This is a genomic window from Streptomyces sp. NPDC007929, from assembly GCF_042959065.1.
GTDB lineage: Bacteria > Actinomycetota > Actinomycetes > Streptomycetales > Streptomycetaceae > Streptomyces.
This window is the reverse complement of sequence record NZ_JBIBKD010000002.1, coordinates 361,244-381,810: the sequence shown is the minus strand read 5'-3', so window position 1 is coordinate 381,810 and position 20,567 is coordinate 361,244. Positions and strand designations below refer to the sequence as shown.

Sequence of the window (20,567 nt, the reverse complement as noted above, 5' to 3'; positions counted from 1 at the left end):
CGCGAACCACCCCCGCCCCCGCACGCCCGCCGACCCCACGAGGCACCACCGCCACGCGCCCAGGGCCCGGCAAGGGCCGCCTCACAACCGCCCGAGGCCCCCAGCCCCCGACCGCCCGAGGTCCACCCCAGCCCCCGACCGCCCGCCGCCACAGCAGCCGCCCCGACCGAACGCCACCCCTCAAACCCGCCCCGGCGCACCGTCCGGCACCGTGTCCCGGCTCGCGCACGGCAGGGCGACCGACAGGCGGAAGCCGCTCTCTCCGTCCGACCCCGCGGTCAGCACCCCGCCCCGTTCCGCGACCCGTTCGCGCAGGTTGCGCAGGCCGCTGCCGCCCGGGCCCTCCACCAGGCGCGAGTCGATGGGCTCCTCGCCGGGGGCGACACCGTCGTTGGAGACCTCCAGGTGTGCCCATACGCCGTCGTCGTGCCCGGCGTCCACGGTGAGGCGGATGGCGCAGTGGCGGGCCTTGCTGTGCCGCAGCGCGTTGGTGACGCCCTCCCGGACCACGATGGCCAGCGTCTCGTCGACCGGCCCCGGCAGCACGCCCTCGGCCAGCTCGACGTCGGCGGTCACCCCGAGGGAGCCGAGCAGTCCGGCCGCCGCGCGCGCCTCCCGCTCCAGGGACAGCACGCGGTACCCGGCGGACACCGCCCGCACCTCGGACAGCGCGTGCCGGGCGAGGGCCTGGGTGCGTGCCAGCTCCTCCTCGGCGCGCTGCGGATCGCTGCGAACGAGCCACCGGATCTGCTCGCTCTGCAACGCCACCGCGGTCAGCGAGTATCCGCACAGGTCGTGCAGGTCTCGGGCGAAGCGCAGCCGTTCACGGTCGACCGCCTGCCGCGCCAGTTCCGTCCGGGCCGCGTGCAGTTCCTCCGCGAGGTCCGCGAGCCGCACCACGCCGAACAGGGCGAGACCGCCCACGACATGGGAGACCGCCGAGTTGAGGCCCTGCCATGTCGTCTCGCCCAGGGCGATGACGAGCGGCACCTGAAGGGCGGACAGTGCGGCGAACGCCACCCAGGCGTGCGGCACGGGTGTCGTCAGCAGCAGCGCCGCGGCGAAGGACCCAGGGATGCCGACCCAGGTGTCCTGGAAGAAGCAGTACGGCGCGTACGTCACCGCCCCGTGCGCGACCAGTGACCAGGGCCACCACGGCTTGCGGCGGCGCACCGCGGCACGGGTGGAGTGCAGCAGATGAAGGCCCAGCGTCACCGCCAGCACGGCCGTCGCCGCGACCAGATGACCGACCCCGTCGCGGTTGGCCCGCGTCGCCACGACCGAGGCGACGAAGAAGCCGACCGGCACCAGACACACGATGGCCCGCGCGACGCGCGGACTCCCCCCGTCCCGCCCCATGTCCCCCTGCCCCCTCGTGAACGTGCAGTGAAGCGCTCACGCATTCGCCCACTCGTGAGGATACGCCGGGGCCGACCGATTGGTCGGGGTGCCGGGAAGGAGGCTTCCCGCGCCGCCGCCGAAGCGCGATCATGGCCCGGGGAACCGATCCACAGGCCGTGAAAGGGGCACGACGTGCGGCTGCGATGCGCTGTACTGGACGACTACCAGCAGGTGGCGACGGAGGCCGCCGACTGGTCGGTGGTCGCGGACGACGTGGAGGTCGTGTCCTTCGACCGGCACATCGAGGGCGAGGACGAGCTGGCCGCGGCCCTGGCCGGATTCGACATCGTGGTGACGTTGCGCGAACGCGTGCCGTTCCCCGGCGCGTTGATCGCCCGGTTGCCCCGGCTGAAACTGCTCGTCGCCTCCGGCATGCGCAACTCCGTGATCGACTACGCGGCCGCCGAGGCGCACGGCGTCACCGTGTGCGGCACGGCCAGTTCCTCCACCCCGCCGGTCGAGCTGACCTGGGCCCTGCTGCTGGGCCTGGCCCGCGGCATCGTGGAGGAGAGCGACGCGCTGCGCTCGGGCGGCCCCTGGCAGCACACCCTCGGCGCCGACCTGCACGGACAACGGCTCGGCCTGCTGGGCCTGGGGAAGATCGGCGGCCGTGTCGCCCAGGTCGGTCTCGCCTTCGGCATGCGGGTGAGCGCCTGGAGCCAGAACCTCACCCGGGAGCGCGCCGACGAGGTGGGCGTGGAACTCGCCGCCTCCAAGGAGGAACTGCTCGCGGACAGTGACTTCGTGTCCGTGCACCTCGCCCTCGGCGACCGTACCCGAGGCCTGCTCGGCCGGCCCGAGCTCGCCCTGCTGAAGCCGACCGCCTATCTGATCAACACCTCACGCGCGGCGATCGTCGACCAGGACGCCCTCCTGGACGCCCTGCACACGGGCCGTATCGCGGGCGCGGGCGTGGACGTGTTCGACGTCGAGCCCCTTCCCGCGGACCACCCGATGCGCACGGCGCCCCGCCTCCTCGCCACCCCGCACCTCGGTTACGTCTCCCGCGCCAACTACGCGACCTACTACGGGCACGCCGTCGAGGACATCCGCGCGTTCCTCGACGGCGCGCCCGTGCGACGGCTCCCCTGACGCGTCCCGTCCCCTCTTCCGGCGGCCGGGACGGCGTGGTGCGGCTGTCCAGGACGGGTGATCCGGCCATGATCGCCGTGACCACCCGTGGACGGGCGCGTTGAACGGGAAGCACGGCGGCGCCACCTGCCGCCGGGCTCACCGAGTCAGAAGGAGAACGTGATGTCTCGCATCGCGAAGGCAGCCGGTGTCGCGCTCGGCACGGGTGCCGTGGTCCTCAGCGGGGCCGGCCTGGCCGCGGCCGACGCGGGCGCCCAGGGCAAGGCCGTCGGGTCGCCGGGCGTCCTCTCGGGCAACGTCGTCCAGGTCCCGGTCCACATCCCGGTCAACGTGTGCGGCAACACCGTCGATGTCATCGGCTTGCTCAACCCGGCGTTCGGCAACGAGTGCGAGAACGAGAGCGAGCCCAAGGGCCACCCGGGTGGCTACGGGTACGGTCACTGACCGCACGCGACACCCCGTGCACGCACGGAGAGCCCCGGCACCTCGAGCGCCGGGGCTCTCCTCGTGTCCGCGCGGCTCACGCGTACCGGTAGATCCGTCCGTGGTCCTCCAGCTGGTCCGGCGTCACGTCCCACGGCGGCAGCTTCTCGTGCCGGGCCACGACCCGCCGGTACTGCGCACTGCCCGGCGCGGGCGGCTTCGCCGGCAGATACCGGTGCTCGCGGTGGCGGCGCTGCCAGCGGGACCACACCAGGTCGACGAAGGCGTGGTGCATCCAGAACACCGGGTCGTTGACGGAGGCGCCGCCGACCATGGCCCCGCCGACCCAGCGGTGCACCCGGTTGTGGTTCTGCCAGGAGGCGCTGCCCCGCCCGCTCCCCCAGCCCTCCAGCTTGTTGCGGAAGCCCTTGCGCACCGTCGAGTCCCAGGGGGAGGCGTCGTAGACCGGGTCCTTCAGGGCCCGTTCCAGCTCGGCCTTGGTCGGCAGCTGGATGGGGTCGCGGGCCCGGCCCAGGTCCCGGGTGAGGAACTCCTCGTCGCTCACGCGCTCCTTGATCCTCCAGTTGCCCTCCGCGTAGGCGAACGGCCCGGTCATCACCTGGCGGTCGGAGCGCCGCCCGGTGCCGCCGAGGAGGTCCGCGGTCCAGGGCGTGGACGTGGTCGTGCGGTCGCGCGTCCAGTCCCAGTACGGCACCGTCACGGACGCGTCGACCCGGCGCAGCGCCTTCTCCAGGTCCAGCAGGAACTGCCGGTGCCAGGGCAGGAAGGAGGGCGCCATATGGGCGGTGCGCAGGCGGTCCTCGCCGTCGGAGGTGTAGTACTCGATGTGGGTGCGGACGAACTCGTCGTATTCTCCGCGCCGTTTCACCTCCAGCAGCGCGTTCACGAAGCGGCGCTTCTCGGTGCGGGTGAGGGTGCTGACGTCCTTACGCGTGTACGCCATGGGCTCCCCCCTCCAGGTGGCCCGGGGCGTGGCCAGGCAGGTCGCGCAGGTGCCGGCCCGGGCCCAGTTCGTCGACGGCGGCGCGGGTCGCCGCGAGGGGGGTGGGGTAGGAACGGTAGTGGTCGACCATGCTCAGCCAGCTGCCGTCCGCGCGGCGCATCAGGTGCAGCGGCCGGCCGTCCACGGTGACGTGCCAGTCCTCCTCCCCGGCCCGCTGCCGCGGGTCGGGGATCGGCACGCCGCGGATGAGGCGACCCCGGTAGGTCTCCTCGAACATGCCGTCACCGGCCCGCAGACCGGTGTGCTTGCCGTCGGTCTCCTCGGGCCAGGCGGCCAGGGCGAGGGGGATGAGCGCGGCGCCCGCCGCGGCGGCCATCAGCCCGCGCAGCACGCCCCGCCGGGTGTCTCTGACGCCCCCGTCTCCCGCCGCTCCCACCGGTACTCCACCGACGCCTACGACCATGTCGCGCTCCTCGTTCCGCTCGGGTTGTCACTGCGGTAACAGCCCGAAGGCCCCCGCGGTCACCACCGCGGGGGCCACACGAGAACACCCGGTCGCGCTGCGGCGTCCTACAGGCCGGGGCCGATGCCCAGGTCCGCGGTCGGGACCGTCTGCACCAGCGGGGCCAGCACGCCCACCTGCGGGAGCTTGGCCTCGGGCAGCCCGAAGCCGTCGGCGTTGGGCGAGGTGAGCGGGGCGTCGACGGAGACGCCCGGGGCCAGCGTCCGCAGGTCGGAGGCGGGCGCGTCGACGCCGACGTGGTCGAAGCCGGTGCCGAGGATGTGCGGCAGGGGTGCGCGCAGGTCCGCGCCGGGCAGTCCGCCGTGGACGGGCAACTGCGGGACGGCCCGTTCGGGGATGAGCCGGCCCTCGACGTAGCGGGGGCCCTCGGGCGAGCCCGGCACCGGCACGGGGAGCTGCCCGGTGGCTTCGGGCAGCTCCACGTTGAGCGCCTTCTCGGCGCCGCCCAGCGGCAGGGGGACGGGGACCGTGCCGACCGCGGCGGCGGGGGTCGCGGCGGCGGCGCCGGCCGCGGCCGCCACACACGTGATCACTGCGGCGAGGGTTCCTCGGGTGGTCGACTTCATCTGGGGTACGGTCCCTTTCGCGTGTCGGGGGCTCAGCGTGCGTACCGAGTAACGAGCCGGGGAACCGCACCAGCGCACAATTCCCCCGACTGCCGCAGTAATACGACGGACCGGCCCGGCTCGGCCGGTGCGTGTCAGCTCGTCCAGAAGTCCCACCAGCGCATCAGGACGAGCATGCCGACGACGCCGAGGTGCAGGACCGGGAGCACCCAGGTGAACTCGTCGAGGAACCGGCGCACCGCCCCGGGCGCGGGCAGGAACCCCTGGCGCACGGCGTACGACGTCACGTACCAGAACAGGGGGATCGTCGCGGCCCAGGCCAGACAGCACCACAGGCACAGCGCGTTGATCCGGTACAGGGACTCGAACTGCAGCCATGTCACGAAGCCGACGCCGAACAGGCATCCGGCGTCGAAGGTGAGCCAGTACCAGCGGGGGAAGCGGGCACCGGCCAGCAGGCTCGCGCCGACGCAGATCACGACGCCGTAGGCGACCAGTCCCAGCATCGGGTTGGGGAATCCGAAGACCTCGGCCTGGTCGCTCTCCAGGACGCTGCCGCAGGACACCACCGGGTTCAGGCTGCAGCCGGGCGTGAAGTCCGGGTCCTGGAGCAGCTTGAACTTGTCGAGGGTGATGATCCAGGACGCCAGCAGCCCGGCCGCGCCGGTGACGACGAGCAGCAGGGCGAACGCCCGGCCGGCGCCCGCCGTGCGCGCCCCGGCGGGCGCGGGCGGGGTCACTTCGGCAGCGGAAGACCGCCGAGGAGCCCGCCGTTCGAGTTGAGCTGGGTGGTCGCCTGCTTGACGGTGCTGAGCACCGAGTCCTCGTTCTCGGTGTCGAGCGCGTTGGACTGGTGCTTGAGCGGCATCGGGTCGATGGGCTCCCTGGTGAGCGAGTTGAAGGCGCCGTTGAGGCTGGTGGGGGTGACGGTGGAGGGGTCGTAGGCGGCGTGCGCGGGTGCGGCGGCACCGGCGACGACGAGGGAACCGGCGACGACGGCGGCGGCCTTCAGGGACTTCATCGTGAATCCTTTCTTCGGCGACGGATGTCACCGGCGGGGAATTCGGACGCCGTGCCTAACGATGCCCGTGCGCGGCGGAAACCCCGTCGCCGGAACCTCATATGAGTCGCTGAATAGGAGTCACCGCTCAGGGGGCCTTCGGCAGGGAGGGCAGTCCGGCCAGGTCGGGGGCGGGGAGTTCGCTGCCGACGAGGGTCGCGGCGACGGCGTTGACGAGCCCGGCGACGACCGCGTGGACGGCCGGGGTGACCTGGGCGGTGTCCTCGGAGGTGGCGGCCGCGACCAGCTCGCCGGTCGCCGTCTCCAGCGCCGCCAGCGCCTCGCCCGTCAGGCCCTCGGGCACCTCGGCCCGGTCGTCGACAGGGGCGGGCAGTGTGCTGGCCTGCGGCAACGGGCTGCTCTGGGCGGGGGTGCCCGGTGTGGCCGCCGGGGCCGGGGCGTCCGCGGTCGCCTGGTCGATGGCGTCCTGCACCGAGGTGTTCAGCTTGGCCGCCTGCGAGTGCGGCAGCCGGCCTTCGTCGGCCTTGAGCACGGCGGTCAGCAGGTCGGTGACCGGGACGACGACGCCGCCGAGGTCGCCCAGGCTCTCGACCTGGCCGAGCAGCGCGTCCGCGTCGGGGACGGGGGCCCGGGTGGCCGCGCTGGTGCGCTCCGGGGCGGACGCGCTGCCGGCGGCCACGGCCGCGGACCCGGTGATCCCGAGCAGCAGCGTGGCGCAGAGCGCGGAGGTCGCGATTCGCCGTGCGGGCAGACGCATGGGGGTTCCTTTCGGTGGTGCGTCGGATCTTGTGCCCACCGTGCGAGCGGCCGGAACGCTCCGCAACCGAGCGAACGCCCCAGGTCAGCGCCCCTGCTCCCGGGTCCGCCGCGTCCCCCCTGGTGAGGCGGCGTGCGCGTGGCCCGTTCGCCGGGCGGCGCGCCCGCCCCCGTTCGGGGCAACGCGAACCGGCCGCCCTCCCACGTGGTCCCGCGGGAGAACGGCCGGTCAGGGTTTCGAGGCGACGTCAGTCGTTCTCGCACTCGTTGCCGAACGCCGGGTTCAGCAGGCCGATGATGTCGACCGTGTTGCCGCAGACGTTGACCGGGACGTGAACCGGAACCTGGACGACGTTGCCGGACAGCACGCCCGGGGAGTGGGCGGCGGCGGCCTGCGCGCCGCTGTCGGCGGCGGCGATGCCGGTGCTGCCCGCGACAGCGGCAGCGGCAGCGGAGGTCAGGACCAGGCCCTTCGCGATACGCGACATGGAGAGGTGCTCCTTGGGGGTTGACACAAACATCCGGGCGGATGCCCGGCGCTGTGTCAACGCGTGGCGCGCACGCGAGTTGTGCCGCCAAAGGAGTGATCTCGCCGGAGGGGCCGTCTTCACCGTTCCGACACACACGCCCGGTTTTCTCTGAAAAGTACGGATAGCGTCTAGAGTCGCAAACCTCTCAACACACCCCTACAGCAAGCAAATCGCACTCAGGGACGAGGGGGGACACCACGGTCCGCGAAGCCCTCCGGTGCGGTGGTGACCAGGTGGCCGTCCGGCTCGTTTCCCAGCGGGACGCGGCGTGCGCCGGGCGTGCTCTTCGGCGCTGTCGGCACCGGGCAGTTCAGGCGCGTTCCCGCCGTCCCGAGCGCCATCCGTGAGCGAGGAATACCGCGCATGCACCTGTCACCGACCGCCCCTTGGCCACGCGTCCTCCACATCACGCAACCCGTGGACGGCGGGGTCGCCCGCGTCGTGACGGACCTGGCCGGGGCGCAGCTCGCCGCGGGCCTGCGCGTCACGGTCGCCTGCCCCGAAAGCCCCCTCGCGGCCCGGCTCGCGGACCTCGGCGCGGAGGTGCGGCACTGGGCGGCGACGCGCGCGCCGGGGCCGTCCCTGGCGGACGAGACCCGGCGGCTCGCCCGGATCGTCGCGGACGTACGGCCCCGTCTCGTGCACGCGCACAGCGCGAAGGCCGGGCTGGCCGGGCGGCTCGCCGTGCGGGGCCGGATCCCGACCGTGTTCCAGCCGCACGCCTGGTCGTTCGAGGCCGTGGACGGCGTCACCGCGGCCCTCGCCCGCGGCTGGGAGCGGTGGGGGGCCGCGTGGACCGCACGGGTGGTGTGCGTGAGCGAGGCGGAGCGCCGGCGCGGGGTGGAGGCCGGGGTGCGGGGGCGGTGGAGCGTCGTCCCCAACGGGATCGACACCGGGCGCTTCCGGCCGGCCGACCCGGCCGCCGTACGGGCGCGGCTGCTGCCGGACGGTGACCCGGGCGGGCCGCTCGTGGTGTGTGTCGGACGGCTGTGCCGGCAGAAGGGGCAGGACGTCCTGCTCACCGCGTGGGAGTCGGTGCTGCGGCGGGTGCCCGGGGCGCGGCTGGTGCTGGTCGGCGACGGACCGGACCACGATCGGCTGCGGGCCACGGCCCCCGGCTCCGTGCTGTTCGCGGGGGACGTCGCCGACGTCGTGCCCTGGTACCAGGCGGCCGACCTGGTCGTCCTGCCCTCACGCTGGGAGGGCATGGCGCTGGCCCCGCTGGAGGCCATGGCGTGCGGGCGGCCGGTGGTGGTGACGGACGTCGGCGGGGCCCGGGAGAGCCTGCCGCCGGAGCTCCTGCCGCACTGCCTGGTCCCCGCCCGGGCCCCGGCGGCACTGGCCGCGGCCGTCACCGGGCTGCTGCTCGACCGGCCGCTGCGCACCGCGCTCGGCGACCGGGGGCGTCGGCACGTCCTGTCCACGCACGACGTGCGCCGCACGGCTCAGGCGGTCGCGGACGTGTACCGCGAACTCCTGGACGCGCACGCCGTGTCCACCGAGCGCAGGGAGTCTGTCGCCTCGTGACCGCGGAAAGCACCGTTCCCACTCCCACCGGGCCGTCGCGGGATCCCGGACGTCCGCCCGTGTCGGTCCTGCCGCCGCGCGGCGCGGCGGCGGGCTTCCGCTTCCCCGACCGGCGCCCGCCGGTGCGGCCCGTGTCGCGGCTGCCGCTGCTCGCCGCGGACGGCACCGCGGCGGTGCTGGGCGGGCTGGCGCTCTCCGGTGCCCAGCGCCATCCGCTGCTGCTCGCGGTGCTGGTCACCGCCTCGCTGCTGCTGCGCCCGCCCCGGCCCGGGCGGGTGCCGGCCGTGCTGGACGAACTGCCCGCGGTGAGCGGCCGGGTGGCGGTGGCCTGGCTGGCGCTCGCGGCGTTCGTGGCGGCGTACACCCCGCAGCATGTGCTCTCCGCTTCGACGCTGCTCGCCGGGGTCGCGCTCCAGACGGCGGCGAGCTGCGCCGGACGCGGCGCGGTGCACGCGTGCCGACGGGCCGAGCTGTTGCACCGGCCGCAGGCCGCGCTGGTGGTCGGGCCGGCCGCGACCGCGCAGCGGGTGGCCGCGGCCGTGCTGCGCCATCCGCGCGACGGAGTACGGCCGGTGGGCGTCGTCACCGACGAGCCGGACGGCGGCCCGGGGCTGCCCGTGCTGACCACCGGCGAGGAGGTGCAGCGGGCGCTCATCCAGAACGGGGTGCGCGAGGTGCTGGCCGTGCGTCCCTCCGTGCGGGCCGGGCAGGGGCCGCTGCTGCGGGCGCTGGCGGAGTCGGGCTGCACGGTGTGGGAGGTCGACCCGGATGTGCCGTCGTTCCGGACGGGCGAGCGGCTCGCCGGGTTCTCCTGCCGCCGGCTGGACCTCGGGACGGGGCGGCGCGGCAGAACCGGCAAACGGGTGCTGGACGTCGTGGTGTCGGGGACGCTGCTGCTGATGGTCAGCCCGTGGCTGCTGCTGTGCGCGGTGACGCTGCGGGTGAGCGAGGGGCCCGGGGTCGTCTTCCGGCAGGAGCGGATCGGCAAGGACGGGCGCCCCTTCACGCTGCTGAAGTTCCGCACCCACCGCCCGGTCGACGCGCACGAATCGGCGACGCGCTGGAGCGTGGCGAACGACCGCCAGATGTCGTGGTTCTGCCGCTTCCTGCGCCGCACCTCGCTGGACGAGCTGCTCCAGCTGTGGAACGTCCTGCGCGGCGACATGAGCCTGGTCGGGCCGCGCCCCGAACGGCCCTACTTCGTCGCGAAGTTCGGCCAGACCCACCCCGGTTACGCCGCCCGGCACCGGGTGCGCACCGGCATCACCGGGCTCGCCCAGGTGCACGGGCTGCGCGGGGACACCTCGATCGAGGACCGGGCCCGGTTCGACAACGCCTACATCGACGACTGGTCGCTGTGGCAGGACGTCTGCATCGTCCTGCGTACGGCGGCCGCGCTCGTGCGTCCGACGGGGAGCTGAGCGGATGACCCGGCTCGGGGCCCAGGCACCCGTTCTCGCGCTGCCGGCCGTCGTGGTCCTGCTCGCCCTGCCGCTCGCGCCGGGCGAGGAGGGCGGCGCCGGTCCGGCCGACGCGGTGTCCGCGCTGGTCGTGCTGTTCTGCGCGGTGCGTCTGGTACGGGAGCGGCGGCGGCCCCTGTCCCGTACGGCCGCCGTGGTGCTGGGACTTCCGGTGCTCGGCGTCGCCGTCGCCGCGATGGGGGCGGTGTCGCCCGGCGAGGGGCTCGCCGGTCTCGGCCGCTATCTCCAGATCTTCGTGCTGGTCCCGGCCGCCGTGCTGCTGCTGCTCCGGGACCGGGCCGACTTCCGGCTGCTGGCCTGGTCGTTCGTGGGGCTCGCGGTGTGGCAGGGGGCGGTCGGCGTGCACCAGTACGTGACCGGGACGGGTGCCTCGTACCAGGGGCGTCCGGTGCGGGCCGTGGGCACGTTCGGGGCGCAGGACGTGATGGGGATGGCCACGGTCGTCTCCCTCGGGCTGGTGTGCGCGGTGGGTCTTGCGCTGGGCAGGGCGCCGGTGCGGCAGCGGGTCGTCGCCCTCCTCTGCGTGCTGCTTCTGCTGCCGCCGCTCGCGCTGTCGTTCAGCCGCGGGGCGTGGATCGCGACGGCGGTGACCTGCGCGGTGCAGTTGCTGCTGGGCGGGATGCGGCGGGCGCTGGCCACCGGGGCCGTGGTGGCCGCGGCGAGCGTGATCCTGGTGGGCGGCTTCGGCGTCGGTACGGCGATGCTGCAGGAGCGGATCAGCAGCATCACCCAGGTCGCCGACGCGCCCGACCAGTCGGTGACCGACCGGTACACCATGTGGGCGGCTGCGACCGGGATGTGGGGCGAGCACCCGCTGACCGGCGTGGGCCTGAAGGGCTTTCCCGAACACCGCGACTCGCACGCCTCGTTGGCGCTCTCGGCGGGCAGCGACACGGAGGGCGCGGGCGCGGCCTTCCGCAAGCAGCCGCTGCTCTCCCCGCACAACATGTACCTGCTGATCCTGGCCGAGCAGGGGCTGCTCGGGCTCCTGGCCCTGGCCGGCAGCTGGCTGGCCCTCCTGCTGTGCGCGGTGCGCGCCCTGTGGCGGACCCGGCGGTCCCGCGCACCGGGCCTCGACTGCGGCCTGGTCGCCTGCGGGCTGCTGGTCTGGCAGTTGACGGACTTCGCCTACGCGGACATCGGCGGCCCGTCCACGGTCCTGACGGCGATGGGCTTCGGCCTGACGGCTTGGTGGGGCCTGGCGGCCACGCCCGCCCCGGCGTCCACCGGTCCCATGGGCCCCGGCCCGACCGCCCGGGACCTGCCGAAGGGGGCCCGGACCCGATGACGGTGACACCGAATCACCCGAACACGGACAGCGGCGCGACACTCCCCCGCCCCACACCCGAGCCTGCGCCCGAGACGGCGGTTCCGCCCGCCACCAGCACCCCGACGACCGCCCCGACCACACCTCCCACGGCGCCCCCGGCCCCGGCCCGCACCGGGGCCCCGACCACCGGACCCGCCGCGCCTACCACGGCCACGCACAAGCCCCCGGCCCCGCAGCCAGTCCCGGCCCGCACCAGCACCCCGGCCACCGAACCCACCACACCGCCCGCAGGCCCGCACAAGCCTCCGGCCGCGCCAGCGGTCCCGGTGGGCCCCGCCACCCCGGCCGCGCCAGCGGTCCCGGTGGGCTCCGGCGACCCGGCCGCGCCCCCCGACACCCCCCACCCCGCCCCCACCCCCGCCGACGCCGACACCGACGCCCCCCGAGGGTTCCTCGCGAAGGCCGCGCTGCTCACCGCTGGGCTTTCCTTCGCCGGGGCTCTGCTCGGGCTGGTGCGGGATCAGGCGCTGGCGCGGATGTTCGGGGCCGGGAGTGCGACGGACGCGTTTCTCGTGGCGTGGACCGTGCCGGAGTTCGCCGCGACGCTGCTCATCGAGGACGGGCTGGCCATCGCGCTGATCCCGGCGTTCGCCCTGGCGCTGGCCCGGCGGGCGCAGGGGGCACCCGGCGACCCGGTCCGGGCGCTGGTCGCCAGTACGCTGCCCCGGCTCGCGCTGGCCTTCGCCGGTGTCGCCGCGCTGCTGGCCGCGTTCGCCCCGCGGGTCGTGCGCGTCCTGGCGCCGGGCCTGCCCGACCCGGCGCTCGCGGTGGACTGCACCCGGCTCACCGCCACCTGCGTGCTGACCTTCGGCCTCGCCGGGTACTGCAGCGCGGCCCTGCGCGCCCACCGCAGGTTCCTCGCCCCGGCGGCGATCTACGTCGTGTACAACGCCGGCATCATCACCGTCGTCCTCACCCTCGGCGCCCGGTGGGGCGTGCGCGCGGCGGCGGCCGGGGTGGCGATCGGCGGCTGTCTGATGGTCATGGCGCAACTGCCCGTGCTGGGGCGCCTGCTGCGGGTGCGGCCGGTGGCCGAGACCACCGGCGAGGAGAGCGACGGCCGCCGCGTCGGCGTCGCGCTCCTCGCGGCCGTACTGCTGTTCGCGCTGTGCCGGCAGGCCCAGGTGCTGATCGAGCGGTTCCTCGGCTCCACACTGCCCTCCGGCGCCATCTCGCACCTGAACTACGCGCAGAAGATCGCCCAGATCCCCATGACCCTGTCGCTGATGCTGTGCACGGTCACCTTCCCGGTGGTCGCGCGCGCCCTGGCCGACGGGGACGGCGAGCGGGCCCGGGACCGGGTGGAGCGGGACCTGGCCCTGGTCGCGTGCATGGTGCTGGCCGGTGCGTCGCTGGTCGTGGCCTGCGCCCCGCAGATCGTCGAACTGCTCTTCCAGCGCGGCGCGTTCACCGGCGAGGACACGGCGTCGACGGTCGGCGTGATGCGTGTGTACGCCTTCGGGCTGCTCGCGCACACCCTGGTCGGCGCACTGATCCGCTCGTACTTCTCGGCGGGGCGCGTCACCTGGTACCCGCTCGGCGCGATGACCGTGGGGCTCGCCGCCACCGCCGGGATCGGCGTGTGGGCGGTGGGCCCCTGGGGCGCCATGGGCATCGCCGCCGCCAACGCCGTCGGCATCACCGTCACGGCCGCCCTGCTGCTCGCCGGCATGGGCCCGCGCGGCATCCCGATCCGCACCCGCCGGGTACTGACCCAGCTGTCCAGGCCGTTGGCCGCGGCGGCCGTCGCCACCCCCGCGGGCGCCTGGGCCGCGGCCCGGGCGGACACCCCCCTGCCCTCCCTTCTCACCGGCGGGCTCACCATCGCCGCCGTCTTCCTCCTGCTCGGCCGCGCCCTGGGCGACCAGGGCTGCGTCACCGCGCTGGCATCCCTCCGTTCCGTCTCACGAAGGCACCCTCATGGCCGCTCCCGTTGACTCCCCGGACACCGGCACCCTCACCAGACCCGGTCCGGCCCTGTTCGTCACGATGTACCACTCCGTCGGCGACCCCACGGACGACCCCTACCGCATCACGGTCGCGCCCGAGCGGCTGGACCGGCAGCTGGCCTGGTTCCGGCGGCGCGGGCTGCGGGGCGTGTCCATGGCCGAGCTGCTCGCCGCCCGGGCCCGGGGCGGGGGCCGTGACCTGGTCGGGCTGACCTTCGACGACGGCTACGCCGACTTCGTCTCCGAGGCCCTGCCCGTCCTGCGCCGGCACGGCTGCGGCGCGACCCTGTTCGTGCTGCCGGGCCGGCTCGGCGGTGACAACGCCTGGGACCCGCTGGGCCCGCGCAAGCGCCTGCTGACCGCCGACGGTGTCCGGCAGGCCGCGGCCGAGGGCATCGAGATCGGCTCGCACGGCCTCACCCACGTCGACCTGACCCAGGCGGACGACGTCACCCTGAAGTCGGAAACCGAGGGCAGCAGGACCGTGCTCGCGGAACTGACGGGCGTGGCACCCGCCGGGTTCTGCTACCCGTACGGCACCCTCGACCAGCGGGCCGTGGACGCCGTGCGGGAGGCCGGGTACGCCTACGGCTGCGCCATCGACCCCGGCCCGCTCGGCGGCCCGCACGCCCTGCCCCGGGTGCACATCGGCCAGAACGACACCGCCGTACGGCTGTTCCTGAAGTACCGGCTGCACCGGCTGCGCCGCCGACCCGTCGTGGAGCCGCGGTGAAGGCCCTGCACATCATCACCGGTCTGGGCGTGGGCGGGGCCGAGCAGCAACTGCGGCTGCTGCTGCGGCATCTGCCGCTCGACTGCGACGTGGTGACCCTGACCAACCCGGGGGCCGTGGCCGCCGGGCTCACCGCCGACGGGGTGCGGGTCCTGGACCTCGGCATGGCCGGCAACCGCGACCTGGCGGCGCTGCCCCGGCTGGTGCGGGTCATCCGCTCGGGCGGCTACCAGCTCGTGCACACCCACCTCTACCGGGCCTGTCTCTACGGCCGCCTCGCCGCGCGCCTCGCGGGGGTCCGGGCGGTCGTGGCCACCGAGCACTCCCTCGGCGACTCGCAGATGGAGGGCCGCCCGCTGAACGCCGGGGTGCGTGCCCTGTATCTGGCGGGCGAGCGGCTGGGCCGTACGACGGTCGCGGTCTCCCCCACGGTCGCCGAGCGGCTCAAGCGCTGGGGCGTGCCCGGGCCGCGGATCGAGGTCGTGCCCAACGGCATCGACGTGGCCCGCTTCCGCTTCGACGCGGTCCGCCGCCACGACACCCGCCGCCGGCTCGGCCTGCCCGACGACGCCTATGTCATCGGCGCCGTGGGGCGGCTCGCCCCGGGCAAGCGCTTCGGCGCGCTGATCCGCGCCCTCGCGCAACTCCCCGGTGACACCCGGCTGCTGCTGGTCGGCGGCGGCCCGGAGGAGGACGTGCTGCGCCGCACCGCCCGCGCGGCCGGGGTCGCCGACCGGGTGCTGTTCACCGGTGAGCGCCCCTGCGTCCCGGACGGCACCCCCGGCCCCGATCTGCCGTCGCTGACCTGCGCGATGGACGTCCTGGCCTCGCCGTCGCCCGAGGAGGCCTTCGGCCTGGCGATCGTGGAGGCCCTGGCCTGCGGCCTGCCGGTGCTCTACGCCTCCTGCCCGGCCCTGGAGGACCTGCCGCCGTCCGCCGCGCCCGCCGCCCGGCGCGTCACCGGCGGCCCCGACGCCTACGCCCGTGCCGTGACGGAGGTACGCCGCCGGGGCCCGGCACCGCGCACGGTGCCCGAGGCCGCCCGCCACTACTGCATCACCCGCAGCGCCGCCCGGCTCATGGACGTGTACACCGCCGCGCTCTCCCGTCCCCCGTCCCCCACCCTCCAGGAAGCCCGCACCTCATGACCGACACCCCAGCACGGCAGCACCGCCAGGTCACCGCCCTCTCCAGGGCCCTGCCCCCCTGGTCCCTGCTCGCGGCCGGGGCCGTGGCAGGCGGTCTGCTGGGTGGCACGTACGGCCTGGTCAGGACACCGGCGTACACGGCGACCAGCTATGTCGTCGCCGTACCGACGAAAGGGTCCGACACCGCCACCGCCCTCGGTTTCGCCCAGGCGTACGGCCGGGTCGCCCCGCAGCTCGCGGTGCTCGGCGACGCCCAGGTGTGGGCGGGTGTGCCCGTGCAGACGCTGCGGGAGAACGTGCGGACGGCGACCTCGCCGGACGCGCCGATGGTGGCGGTCACGGCCACCTCCGCCCGCCCCGACACCGCCGCCGACATGGCCAACGCCGTGGCCCGCGCGCTGACCCGCCACGCGGGCGACACCGAGCAGTCCACCCACGTCGAGCTCCAGCAGTTCGCCCGGGCCGTGCCGCCCGCCGAGCCGTCCTCTGCCCCGGCGACGGTGACCGGGCTGGTGGGCGCGAGCGCGGGCGGTCTGCTGGGCGGTCTGGCGCTGCTGGTCAGGCCGCGGCGGGCCGCCGACCGCGGTGGGCGGCCCGCCGCCGTGCCCGGTCCGGCCTTCGCCGCCGACACCCACCGCCAGCTGTGACCTACACGGCGGAACTGGTCACCGACGAGCGGGCCTTCGCGGGCCTGGCCGCCGACTGGGACCGGCTGTACCGGCGGTGCGCGTCCGCCACCCCGTTCCAGAGCCACGCCTGGCTGCACTCGTGGTGGCGGTCGTACGGCGGACGGGGACGGCTGCGGCTGGTGCTGGTGCGGCACGGCGGCGACCTCGTCGCGGCGGCCCCGCTGATGCGCGTACGGCGTCCGCTCCCGGCCCTGGTGCCGCTCGGCGGGGCGATCTCCGACTACATGGACGTGCTGCTGGACGACGAGCACGGCGAGGGGGCGCTGGCCGCGCTCACCGGTGCGCTCGCGGCCGCGGCCCGAGCGGCGCTGATCGACCTGCGCGAGGTGCGGCCGGGCGGCGCGGCCGAGCAGGTCTACGAGCGGTGGTCCGGGCCCCGCGGGCGGGTGAGCGACTCGGTGTGCCTGGAGCTGCCGGCCGGGCCGATGGGCGACCTGCTGGCCCGGCTTCCGGCCAAGACCCACCAGCGGCTGCGCGCCAAACTGCGCAAGCTGGACGCGCTCGGCATCCAGCGGCGGGTCGTCTCCCCCGGGGAGGTGGAGACGGCACTGCTGCGGCTGCTGGAGCTGCACCGGTTGCAGTGGCAGGGCCGGAAGGTGACGTCGGAGCACCTGCGGGCGCGGTTCCGTGAGCATCTGGTGCGCTCGGTCGGGCCGATGGTGCGGGCCGGGGACGCGGTGGTCACCGAGTTCCGGCTGGACGACGAGGTCGTGGCGGTGGACGTGACCCTGCTCTCGCCCCTGCTCGCGGGCGGCTATCTGTACGGCGCGCATCCAGGGCTGCGCGAGCGCAAGGCCGACGTGGCGGCGATGCTGCTCGACTCGACGGCGACCCACACCAAGGACGGCACACCCGGCACGCTGAGTCTGCTGCGCGGCGACGAGCCCTACAAGCACCACTGGCGCCCGCGGGTGGTGGTGAACCAGCGGCTGCTGCTGGCCCGGCGGCGTACGGCGCCGCTGCTGAGGGCGGCGCTGTGCGACGTGGCCCTCCGCAGCCGGGGCAAGGAGCTGCTGCGGCGTCTGCGCGGGCGCGGCGGCCCGTGACCGGGTCCGCCGCCGATTGCCGCGTGCCCGTCCCGGTCAGCCCTTGCGCGACCACCAGTCGAGGCGCAGGCACAGCTTGCCGCCGATCCAGTACTCGACCCAGTCGCCGAGGTCCAGCGGCGAGCAGTTCGCCGGGCGCTCGGGGGTGGGCGTGCTCGGCCGCGGTGTGGGGGTGGGCGCCGGGGGCTGGGAGGGCGTGGGGGTGGTGGGGGCCGGGTCCGGCCGGTGGTCGCGCCCGAAGAGGAAGGACCGGTAGACCTGGGAGGCCCGGGGGTTGTCGTCGCACTGCCACACGCCGTGCGGGCAGTAGTCCGTCAGCGTCTGGTACAGCGGTTTGTGCTCGTCCATCCAGGCGAGCATGCGCTTCATGTACTCGGAGTTGTCGCCGTTGCGGTACAGGCCCCACTCCGGGAAGGAGATGGCCTTGCCGTGGGCCTTGGCGAACTCCACGTGGTGCCGGAGTCCGTAGGGTTCGGTGACCTGTTCGTCGAAGGACATGCCGCGCGGCTGGTCGTAGGCGTCCATGCCGATGATGTCGACGGTGTCGTCACCGGGGTAGCACTGCGTCCAGGGCACGGCGTCCCGGCCGCGGCTCGGGGTGAAGTCGAACCGGAACTTCTGGCCCGGCACCGAGCGCATCGTGGTGACGATCCGGTTCCAGTACGTCTTCCAGGCCTCCGGGTCCGGCCCGCAGCGGTGGGTGTAGGTGATGCCGTTCATCTCCCAGCCGAGCACGAGGACCGTGTCCGGCACCCCCAGCTCGACCAGCCGCTCGGCGAGTCTGCGGAAGTGGTGGTCGAAGCTGCCTTCCGCGGCCCGGCGCAGCAGCCGGCGCACCTCCCAGTCGGACAGGCCCTCCTCGTTGCGCTCCATCATGGGCACGTTGAGGACGAGCAGCCGGTCGGCCCGCTCGCGCCGCCAGTTCGCCCAGACGTCGAGGAAGCCGGGCAGGCCCTCGATGTTGCTCCAGCGGTCGCCCGGCAGATAGGTGTGGCCGACGCGCAGTTCGGCACCGCCGAGCCAGGTGCTGAGCTGGGCCATCCGGGCCACGCCGCGGGGACCGTAGTCGAGGTAGGCGCCGAAGGCGGGGACGTGCGCGGCGGGAGCGGGAGAGGCGGACGCCGAGGGCGAGGGCGCGGCGGTTGCCGTGCCGGGTGCGGTGTCGCCCTTGCCGGGTGCCGGGGCGGGTGGGTCGGCCGGGACGGCCGGGGCCGCCGGTGTGGCCGCCGGTGCCGGTCCGGGTGGTGGCTCGGCGTATCGCGCCGATCCCGTACCCGCGGCGACCATGTGACCCGACGTCAGCACGGTCGCCGCGGCGACCGCCGCCGCGACGCATGCCAGCCGCCGGGACCGTGCGCGTCGCTGCTGTGTGGCCATGGCAGCCCCTCTCGCTCTTCTCCGCTTACTGACACCCAGTCATATGAATCGCACGGGTGCCACCTTCGCTGGAGCTTTCGAGTGGTTCGCTGCGCCGCACCGGTGACCCGGTGTCACTCGGCCGGCTCTACAGAAATACGCGGTCTTTACTAAGAAATGTCTAATTTGTTCCTATGACTCACATGAAGCGCACCGCCACGGTGCTTTCCAGCCTGGCCCTCGGTGTCGCCGTTCTCGGCGGCACCGCGGCGGCCGCCGACACGGACCTCCTCCCCGAGGCCACCACCCAGTCGACCTCCCGGGAGTGCGACGAGCACGACAGCCTGGGACTGACCCTGCTGGGCATCCCGCTGCTCAGCTTCTTCTTCCCGGACCAGTGCTGATCCCCCACGCCTCACGGGTGCCGGGCGCATGCGTCCGGCACCCGCCGTGTCAGCGGTGGGCCGCGGCCCGGCCCCGCCGGTAGAGCACGACCCCGCCCACGATCAGCGCGGCACTCGCGCCCGCGGCACCGAACAGGTCCTCCGCGCCGGTCTCGGGGAGACTGGGCGGCTGCTCCTGGCCACCGGGGGGCGGCGGCGTGTACCGGTCACCCGGGGGCGTCGCCGGAGGCGTCGACTGGTGTCCGCCCGGCGGGGGTGTGTGCGGGGGTTTGGTCGGAGGGGTGTGCGGGGGCTTCGTCGGGGGTGTGTGCGGAGGCTTGGTCGGCGGGGTGTCGCCGTACCCGTAGCCGCCGTCGTCGTCCCCGTAACCGCCGCCGGGACCGTCGGCCTCGTCCGCACAGGAGTTGCCGAAGGCCGGGTTGAGCGCCGCGATCACGTCGACGGTGTTGCCGCAGGCGTTCACCGGTACGTCGATCGGGGCCTGGACGGTGTTGCCGGACGCGGCGCCCGGCGAGTCCGTGGTCACTCCGTCCGCCGCGGTGTCGGCGAGAGCGGCCCCGCCGCACAGGGACAGGATGCCCGTCGCGGCCGCCGCCGCGACCACTCCCCTGCTCAGGGTCTGTCGCAATCTCGTGGTCTTCCTGCTCGTAGAAGTGGGAAAGCCGGCCCCGGAACGAGCGGTGCTGTCCCGGGGCCGGCCAGGTCGCAGCCGGCGCTGCGCACGCGTTACCGCGTCAGCGGTTCACACACGCGTTGCCGAACGCCGGGTTCAGCAGGCCGATGATGTTCACGGTGTTGCCGCACAGGTTGATCGGGATGTGCACGGGAACCTGGATGACGTTGCCGGAGAGGACACCGGGGGAACCGACGGCGGCACCCTGGGCACCCGAGTCGGCCATGGCCGGAGCGGCCATGCCCAGAGCCATGATCGCGCCCGCGGCGACAGCAGCGCTCTTCTTCATGAACTTTCCCTTCTCTGCGGTCATGCCCACCATGACCTGCAGCCTGCAAACGAGGAATTGACTGCCGAAGAAACTGAGCAACGTACGGGGCGGGGGAATTCACTCGATTGCCCCGCGAAAAGTTGACAAAACACGGCCGGGCGGCCCGCCATGAAACTCGGCGGGCCGCCCGGACTGCGTACTGGTACGGCTCAGTCGCCGTTCGCCGAGAGGACCGACAGGTCCTCCAGGATGTGGTTGAGCGCACCGTCCCGCTTGCTGTTCGTGGAGTTGTCCGCGCACTGCTGCTGGACGTGGTCCGACAGGACGGGGATGTCCTGGACCACCACGCCGATGAGGGCGGCGACGCCGACGTCGAGGTCCTGAACGGCGAGACAGGGCTTGTTGAGCGTGCCGTCCACGAGCGAGAGCTGGGGGCTCATGTCGCCCTTGGTCGCCGAGTTGCCGAACGACGACGAGGCGCCGTTCCCGTTGGCGACAGACGGTCCGGAGTCGTCCCCGACGGCAAGAGCCTGGGGAGCAGCCGCCACCGACATTCCGATGACAGAAGCGGCGGCAGCCGCGGCGACCATTGCCTTCTTGAGCACTTCGCGTTCCTTTCCTCGTAGCGACGCATGTCCTACGGCCTCATCAACCGGGCTCCGGATGAATGGTTGCGGGTGTTCA

At 74.2% G+C, this 20,567-nt stretch carries 23 protein-coding genes; 11 read left to right on the top strand and 12 right to left on the bottom strand.

From position 1 onward, the window contains the following. Positions 1 to 180: 180 nt before the first annotated feature. Positions 181 to 1,359 (bottom strand): histidine kinase, encoded by a 1,179-nt coding sequence (locus ACFZDE_RS06565; RefSeq protein ID WP_391197978.1) that lies wholly within the window; start codon positions 1,357 to 1,359, stop codon positions 181 to 183. A gap of 174 nt (positions 1,360 to 1,533) precedes the next feature. Between ACFZDE_RS06565 and ACFZDE_RS06560 the strand changes: the two genes are divergently transcribed. Continuing rightward, positions 1,534 to 2,493, top strand: a complete 960-nt coding sequence (locus ACFZDE_RS06560) for an NAD(P)-dependent oxidoreductase (RefSeq protein WP_391197975.1) — start codon at positions 1,534 to 1,536, stop codon at positions 2,491 to 2,493. A 162-nt stretch (positions 2,494 to 2,655) separates the two neighbouring features. Further along, positions 2,656 to 2,937, top strand: a complete 282-nt coding sequence (locus ACFZDE_RS06555) for a chaplin family protein (protein WP_391006213.1) — start codon at positions 2,656 to 2,658, stop codon at positions 2,935 to 2,937. A 76-nt stretch (positions 2,938 to 3,013) separates the two neighbouring features. Here ACFZDE_RS06555 and ACFZDE_RS06550 read toward each other — a convergent pair whose 3' ends face one another. The 7 genes from ACFZDE_RS06550 to chpG all read right to left on the bottom strand — a co-directional run bounded on the left by ACFZDE_RS06550 (position 3,014) and on the right by chpG (position 7,234). Next, positions 3,014 to 3,880, bottom strand: a complete 867-nt coding sequence (locus tag ACFZDE_RS06550; protein WP_391197973.1) for a tyrosinase family protein — start codon at positions 3,878 to 3,880, stop codon at positions 3,014 to 3,016. Then, the gene (locus ACFZDE_RS06545; protein WP_391197971.1) at positions 3,864 to 4,343 is read right to left on the bottom strand and encodes a tyrosinase family oxidase copper chaperone; all 480 of its coding nucleotides are present in this window, start codon (positions 4,341 to 4,343) and stop codon (positions 3,864 to 3,866) included. Before ACFZDE_RS06545 ends, ACFZDE_RS06550 begins: the two co-directional genes overlap by 17 nt. Before the next feature lie 107 nt (positions 4,344 to 4,450). After that, positions 4,451 to 4,969: a hypothetical protein gene (locus ACFZDE_RS06540; RefSeq protein WP_391006222.1), complete on the bottom strand. Its 519-nt coding sequence runs from the start codon at positions 4,967 to 4,969 to the stop codon at positions 4,451 to 4,453. A 134-nt stretch (positions 4,970 to 5,103) separates the two neighbouring features. Further along, the gene (locus ACFZDE_RS06535; RefSeq protein ID WP_391197969.1) at positions 5,104 to 5,709 is read right to left on the bottom strand and encodes a vitamin K epoxide reductase family protein; all 606 of its coding nucleotides are present in this window, start codon (positions 5,707 to 5,709) and stop codon (positions 5,104 to 5,106) included. Next, complete coding sequence (locus ACFZDE_RS06530; protein WP_391006228.1) at positions 5,706 to 5,990, bottom strand: hypothetical protein; 285 nt, start codon at positions 5,988 to 5,990, stop codon at positions 5,706 to 5,708. Before ACFZDE_RS06530 ends, ACFZDE_RS06535 begins: the two co-directional genes overlap by 4 nt. A gap of 127 nt (positions 5,991 to 6,117) precedes the next feature. After that, positions 6,118 to 6,747 carry a hypothetical protein gene (locus ACFZDE_RS06525; RefSeq protein ID WP_391197966.1) on the bottom strand — a complete coding sequence of 210 codons (630 nt, stop codon included), beginning with the start codon at positions 6,745 to 6,747 and terminating at the stop codon, positions 6,118 to 6,120. A 247-nt stretch (positions 6,748 to 6,994) separates the two neighbouring features. Further along, the gene (chpG, locus tag ACFZDE_RS06520) at positions 6,995 to 7,234 is read right to left on the bottom strand and encodes a chaplin ChpG (protein WP_391006234.1); all 240 of its coding nucleotides are present in this window, start codon (positions 7,232 to 7,234) and stop codon (positions 6,995 to 6,997) included. A 405-nt stretch (positions 7,235 to 7,639) separates the two neighbouring features. On the opposite strand from chpG, the gene ACFZDE_RS06515 reads away from it, so the two are divergent. Genes ACFZDE_RS06515 through ACFZDE_RS06480 form a run of 8 tightly spaced genes read left to right on the top strand, consistent with a single transcriptional unit; the run spans position 7,640 to position 17,179 of the window. Then, the gene (locus ACFZDE_RS06515; protein WP_391197963.1) at positions 7,640 to 8,803 is read left to right on the top strand and encodes a glycosyltransferase; all 1,164 of its coding nucleotides are present in this window, start codon (positions 7,640 to 7,642) and stop codon (positions 8,801 to 8,803) included. Next, positions 8,800 to 10,224: an exopolysaccharide biosynthesis polyprenyl glycosylphosphotransferase gene (locus tag ACFZDE_RS06510; protein WP_391197961.1), complete on the top strand. Its 1,425-nt coding sequence runs from the start codon at positions 8,800 to 8,802 to the stop codon at positions 10,222 to 10,224. Before ACFZDE_RS06515 ends, ACFZDE_RS06510 begins: the two co-directional genes overlap by 4 nt. 4 nt (positions 10,225 to 10,228) lie before the next feature. Beyond that, positions 10,229 to 11,572, top strand: coding sequence for an O-antigen ligase family protein (locus tag ACFZDE_RS06505; RefSeq protein WP_391197958.1), 1,344 nt, complete (start codon positions 10,229 to 10,231; stop codon positions 11,570 to 11,572). After that, a complete protein-coding gene (locus ACFZDE_RS06500) occupies positions 11,569 to 13,551 on the top strand; it encodes a lipid II flippase MurJ (RefSeq protein WP_391197955.1) in 1,983 nt (660 codons plus the stop codon). The genes ACFZDE_RS06505 and ACFZDE_RS06500 overlap by 4 nt, the downstream gene beginning before the upstream one ends. Further along, a complete protein-coding gene (locus ACFZDE_RS06495; RefSeq protein WP_391197953.1) occupies positions 13,535 to 14,296 on the top strand; it encodes a polysaccharide deacetylase family protein in 762 nt (253 codons plus the stop codon). Before ACFZDE_RS06500 ends, ACFZDE_RS06495 begins: the two co-directional genes overlap by 17 nt. Next, positions 14,293 to 15,444 (top strand): glycosyltransferase, encoded by a 1,152-nt coding sequence (locus ACFZDE_RS06490; RefSeq protein ID WP_391197951.1) that lies wholly within the window; start codon positions 14,293 to 14,295, stop codon positions 15,442 to 15,444. The genes ACFZDE_RS06495 and ACFZDE_RS06490 overlap by 4 nt, the downstream gene beginning before the upstream one ends. Further along, entirely contained in the window at positions 15,441 to 16,091 is a 651-nt protein-coding gene (locus ACFZDE_RS06485; protein WP_391006255.1) for a lipopolysaccharide biosynthesis protein, read from the top strand. The genes ACFZDE_RS06490 and ACFZDE_RS06485 overlap by 4 nt, the downstream gene beginning before the upstream one ends. Beyond that, on the top strand, positions 16,088 to 17,179 hold the full coding sequence (locus tag ACFZDE_RS06480; protein ID WP_391197949.1) for a GNAT family N-acetyltransferase: 1,092 nt from the start codon (positions 16,088 to 16,090) through the stop codon (positions 17,177 to 17,179). The genes ACFZDE_RS06485 and ACFZDE_RS06480 overlap by 4 nt, the downstream gene beginning before the upstream one ends. 36 nt (positions 17,180 to 17,215) lie before the next feature. On the opposite strand, the gene ACFZDE_RS06475 is transcribed toward ACFZDE_RS06480, so the two are convergent. Further along, positions 17,216 to 18,556, bottom strand: coding sequence for a glycosyl hydrolase (locus ACFZDE_RS06475; RefSeq protein ID WP_391197946.1), 1,341 nt, complete (start codon positions 18,554 to 18,556; stop codon positions 17,216 to 17,218). Between the two features lie 173 nt (positions 18,557 to 18,729). Between ACFZDE_RS06475 and ACFZDE_RS06470 the strand changes: the two genes are divergently transcribed. Further along, positions 18,730 to 18,939 (top strand): hypothetical protein, encoded by a 210-nt coding sequence (locus ACFZDE_RS06470; RefSeq protein ID WP_391006264.1) that lies wholly within the window; start codon positions 18,730 to 18,732, stop codon positions 18,937 to 18,939. 49 nt (positions 18,940 to 18,988) lie between these two features. On the opposite strand, the gene ACFZDE_RS06465 is transcribed toward ACFZDE_RS06470, so the two are convergent. From ACFZDE_RS06465 to ACFZDE_RS06455, 3 genes are all read right to left on the bottom strand, one after another. Continuing rightward, positions 18,989 to 19,567 (bottom strand): chaplin family protein, encoded by a 579-nt coding sequence (locus tag ACFZDE_RS06465; protein ID WP_391006267.1) that lies wholly within the window; start codon positions 19,565 to 19,567, stop codon positions 18,989 to 18,991. Between the two features lie 106 nt (positions 19,568 to 19,673). Then, positions 19,674 to 19,925, bottom strand: a complete 252-nt coding sequence (locus ACFZDE_RS06460; RefSeq protein WP_391006270.1) for a chaplin family protein — start codon at positions 19,923 to 19,925, stop codon at positions 19,674 to 19,676. A 167-nt stretch (positions 19,926 to 20,092) separates the two neighbouring features. Beyond that, entirely contained in the window at positions 20,093 to 20,488 is a 396-nt protein-coding gene (locus ACFZDE_RS06455; RefSeq protein WP_107455060.1) for a rodlin, read from the bottom strand. Positions 20,489 to 20,567: the final 79 nt, after the last annotated feature.

What these genes read in the sequence shown, in the direction of transcription:
- ACFZDE_RS06525 (WP_391197966.1), bottom strand. Translation starts at nt 6,747, where the DNA reads ATGCGTCTGCCCGCACGGCGAATCGCGACCTCCGCGCTCTGCGCCACG.
- ACFZDE_RS06545 (WP_391197971.1), bottom strand. Translation starts at nt 4,343, where the DNA reads ATGGTCGTAGGCGTCGGTGGAGTACCGGTGGGAGCGGCGGGAGACGGG.
- ACFZDE_RS06555 (WP_391006213.1), top strand. Translation starts at nt 2,656, where the DNA reads ATGTCTCGCATCGCGAAGGCAGCCGGTGTCGCGCTCGGCACGGGTGCC.
- chpG (WP_391006234.1), bottom strand. Translation starts at nt 7,234, where the DNA reads ATGTCGCGTATCGCGAAGGGCCTGGTCCTGACCTCCGCTGCCGCTGCC.
- ACFZDE_RS06550 (WP_391197973.1), bottom strand. Translation starts at nt 3,880, where the DNA reads ATGGCGTACACGCGTAAGGACGTCAGCACCCTCACCCGCACCGAGAAG.
- ACFZDE_RS06460 (WP_391006270.1), bottom strand. Translation starts at nt 19,925, where the DNA reads ATGACCGCAGAGAAGGGAAAGTTCATGAAGAAGAGCGCTGCTGTCGCC.
- ACFZDE_RS06565 (WP_391197978.1), bottom strand. Translation starts at nt 1,359, where the DNA reads ATGGGGCGGGACGGGGGGAGTCCGCGCGTCGCGCGGGCCATCGTGTGT.
- ACFZDE_RS06530 (WP_391006228.1), bottom strand. Translation starts at nt 5,990, where the DNA reads ATGAAGTCCCTGAAGGCCGCCGCCGTCGTCGCCGGTTCCCTCGTCGTC.
- ACFZDE_RS06475 (WP_391197946.1), bottom strand. Translation starts at nt 18,556, where the DNA reads ATGGCCACACAGCAGCGACGCGCACGGTCCCGGCGGCTGGCATGCGTC.
- ACFZDE_RS06500 (WP_391197955.1), top strand. Translation starts at nt 11,569, where the DNA reads ATGACGGTGACACCGAATCACCCGAACACGGACAGCGGCGCGACACTC.
- ACFZDE_RS06505 (WP_391197958.1), top strand. Translation starts at nt 10,229, where the DNA reads ATGACCCGGCTCGGGGCCCAGGCACCCGTTCTCGCGCTGCCGGCCGTC.
- ACFZDE_RS06515 (WP_391197963.1), top strand. Translation starts at nt 7,640, where the DNA reads ATGCACCTGTCACCGACCGCCCCTTGGCCACGCGTCCTCCACATCACG.
- ACFZDE_RS06485 (WP_391006255.1), top strand. Translation starts at nt 15,441, where the DNA reads ATGACCGACACCCCAGCACGGCAGCACCGCCAGGTCACCGCCCTCTCC.
- ACFZDE_RS06495 (WP_391197953.1), top strand. Translation starts at nt 13,535, where the DNA reads ATGGCCGCTCCCGTTGACTCCCCGGACACCGGCACCCTCACCAGACCC.
- ACFZDE_RS06470 (WP_391006264.1), top strand. Translation starts at nt 18,730, where the DNA reads ATGACTCACATGAAGCGCACCGCCACGGTGCTTTCCAGCCTGGCCCTC.
- ACFZDE_RS06540 (WP_391006222.1), bottom strand. Translation starts at nt 4,969, where the DNA reads ATGAAGTCGACCACCCGAGGAACCCTCGCCGCAGTGATCACGTGTGTG.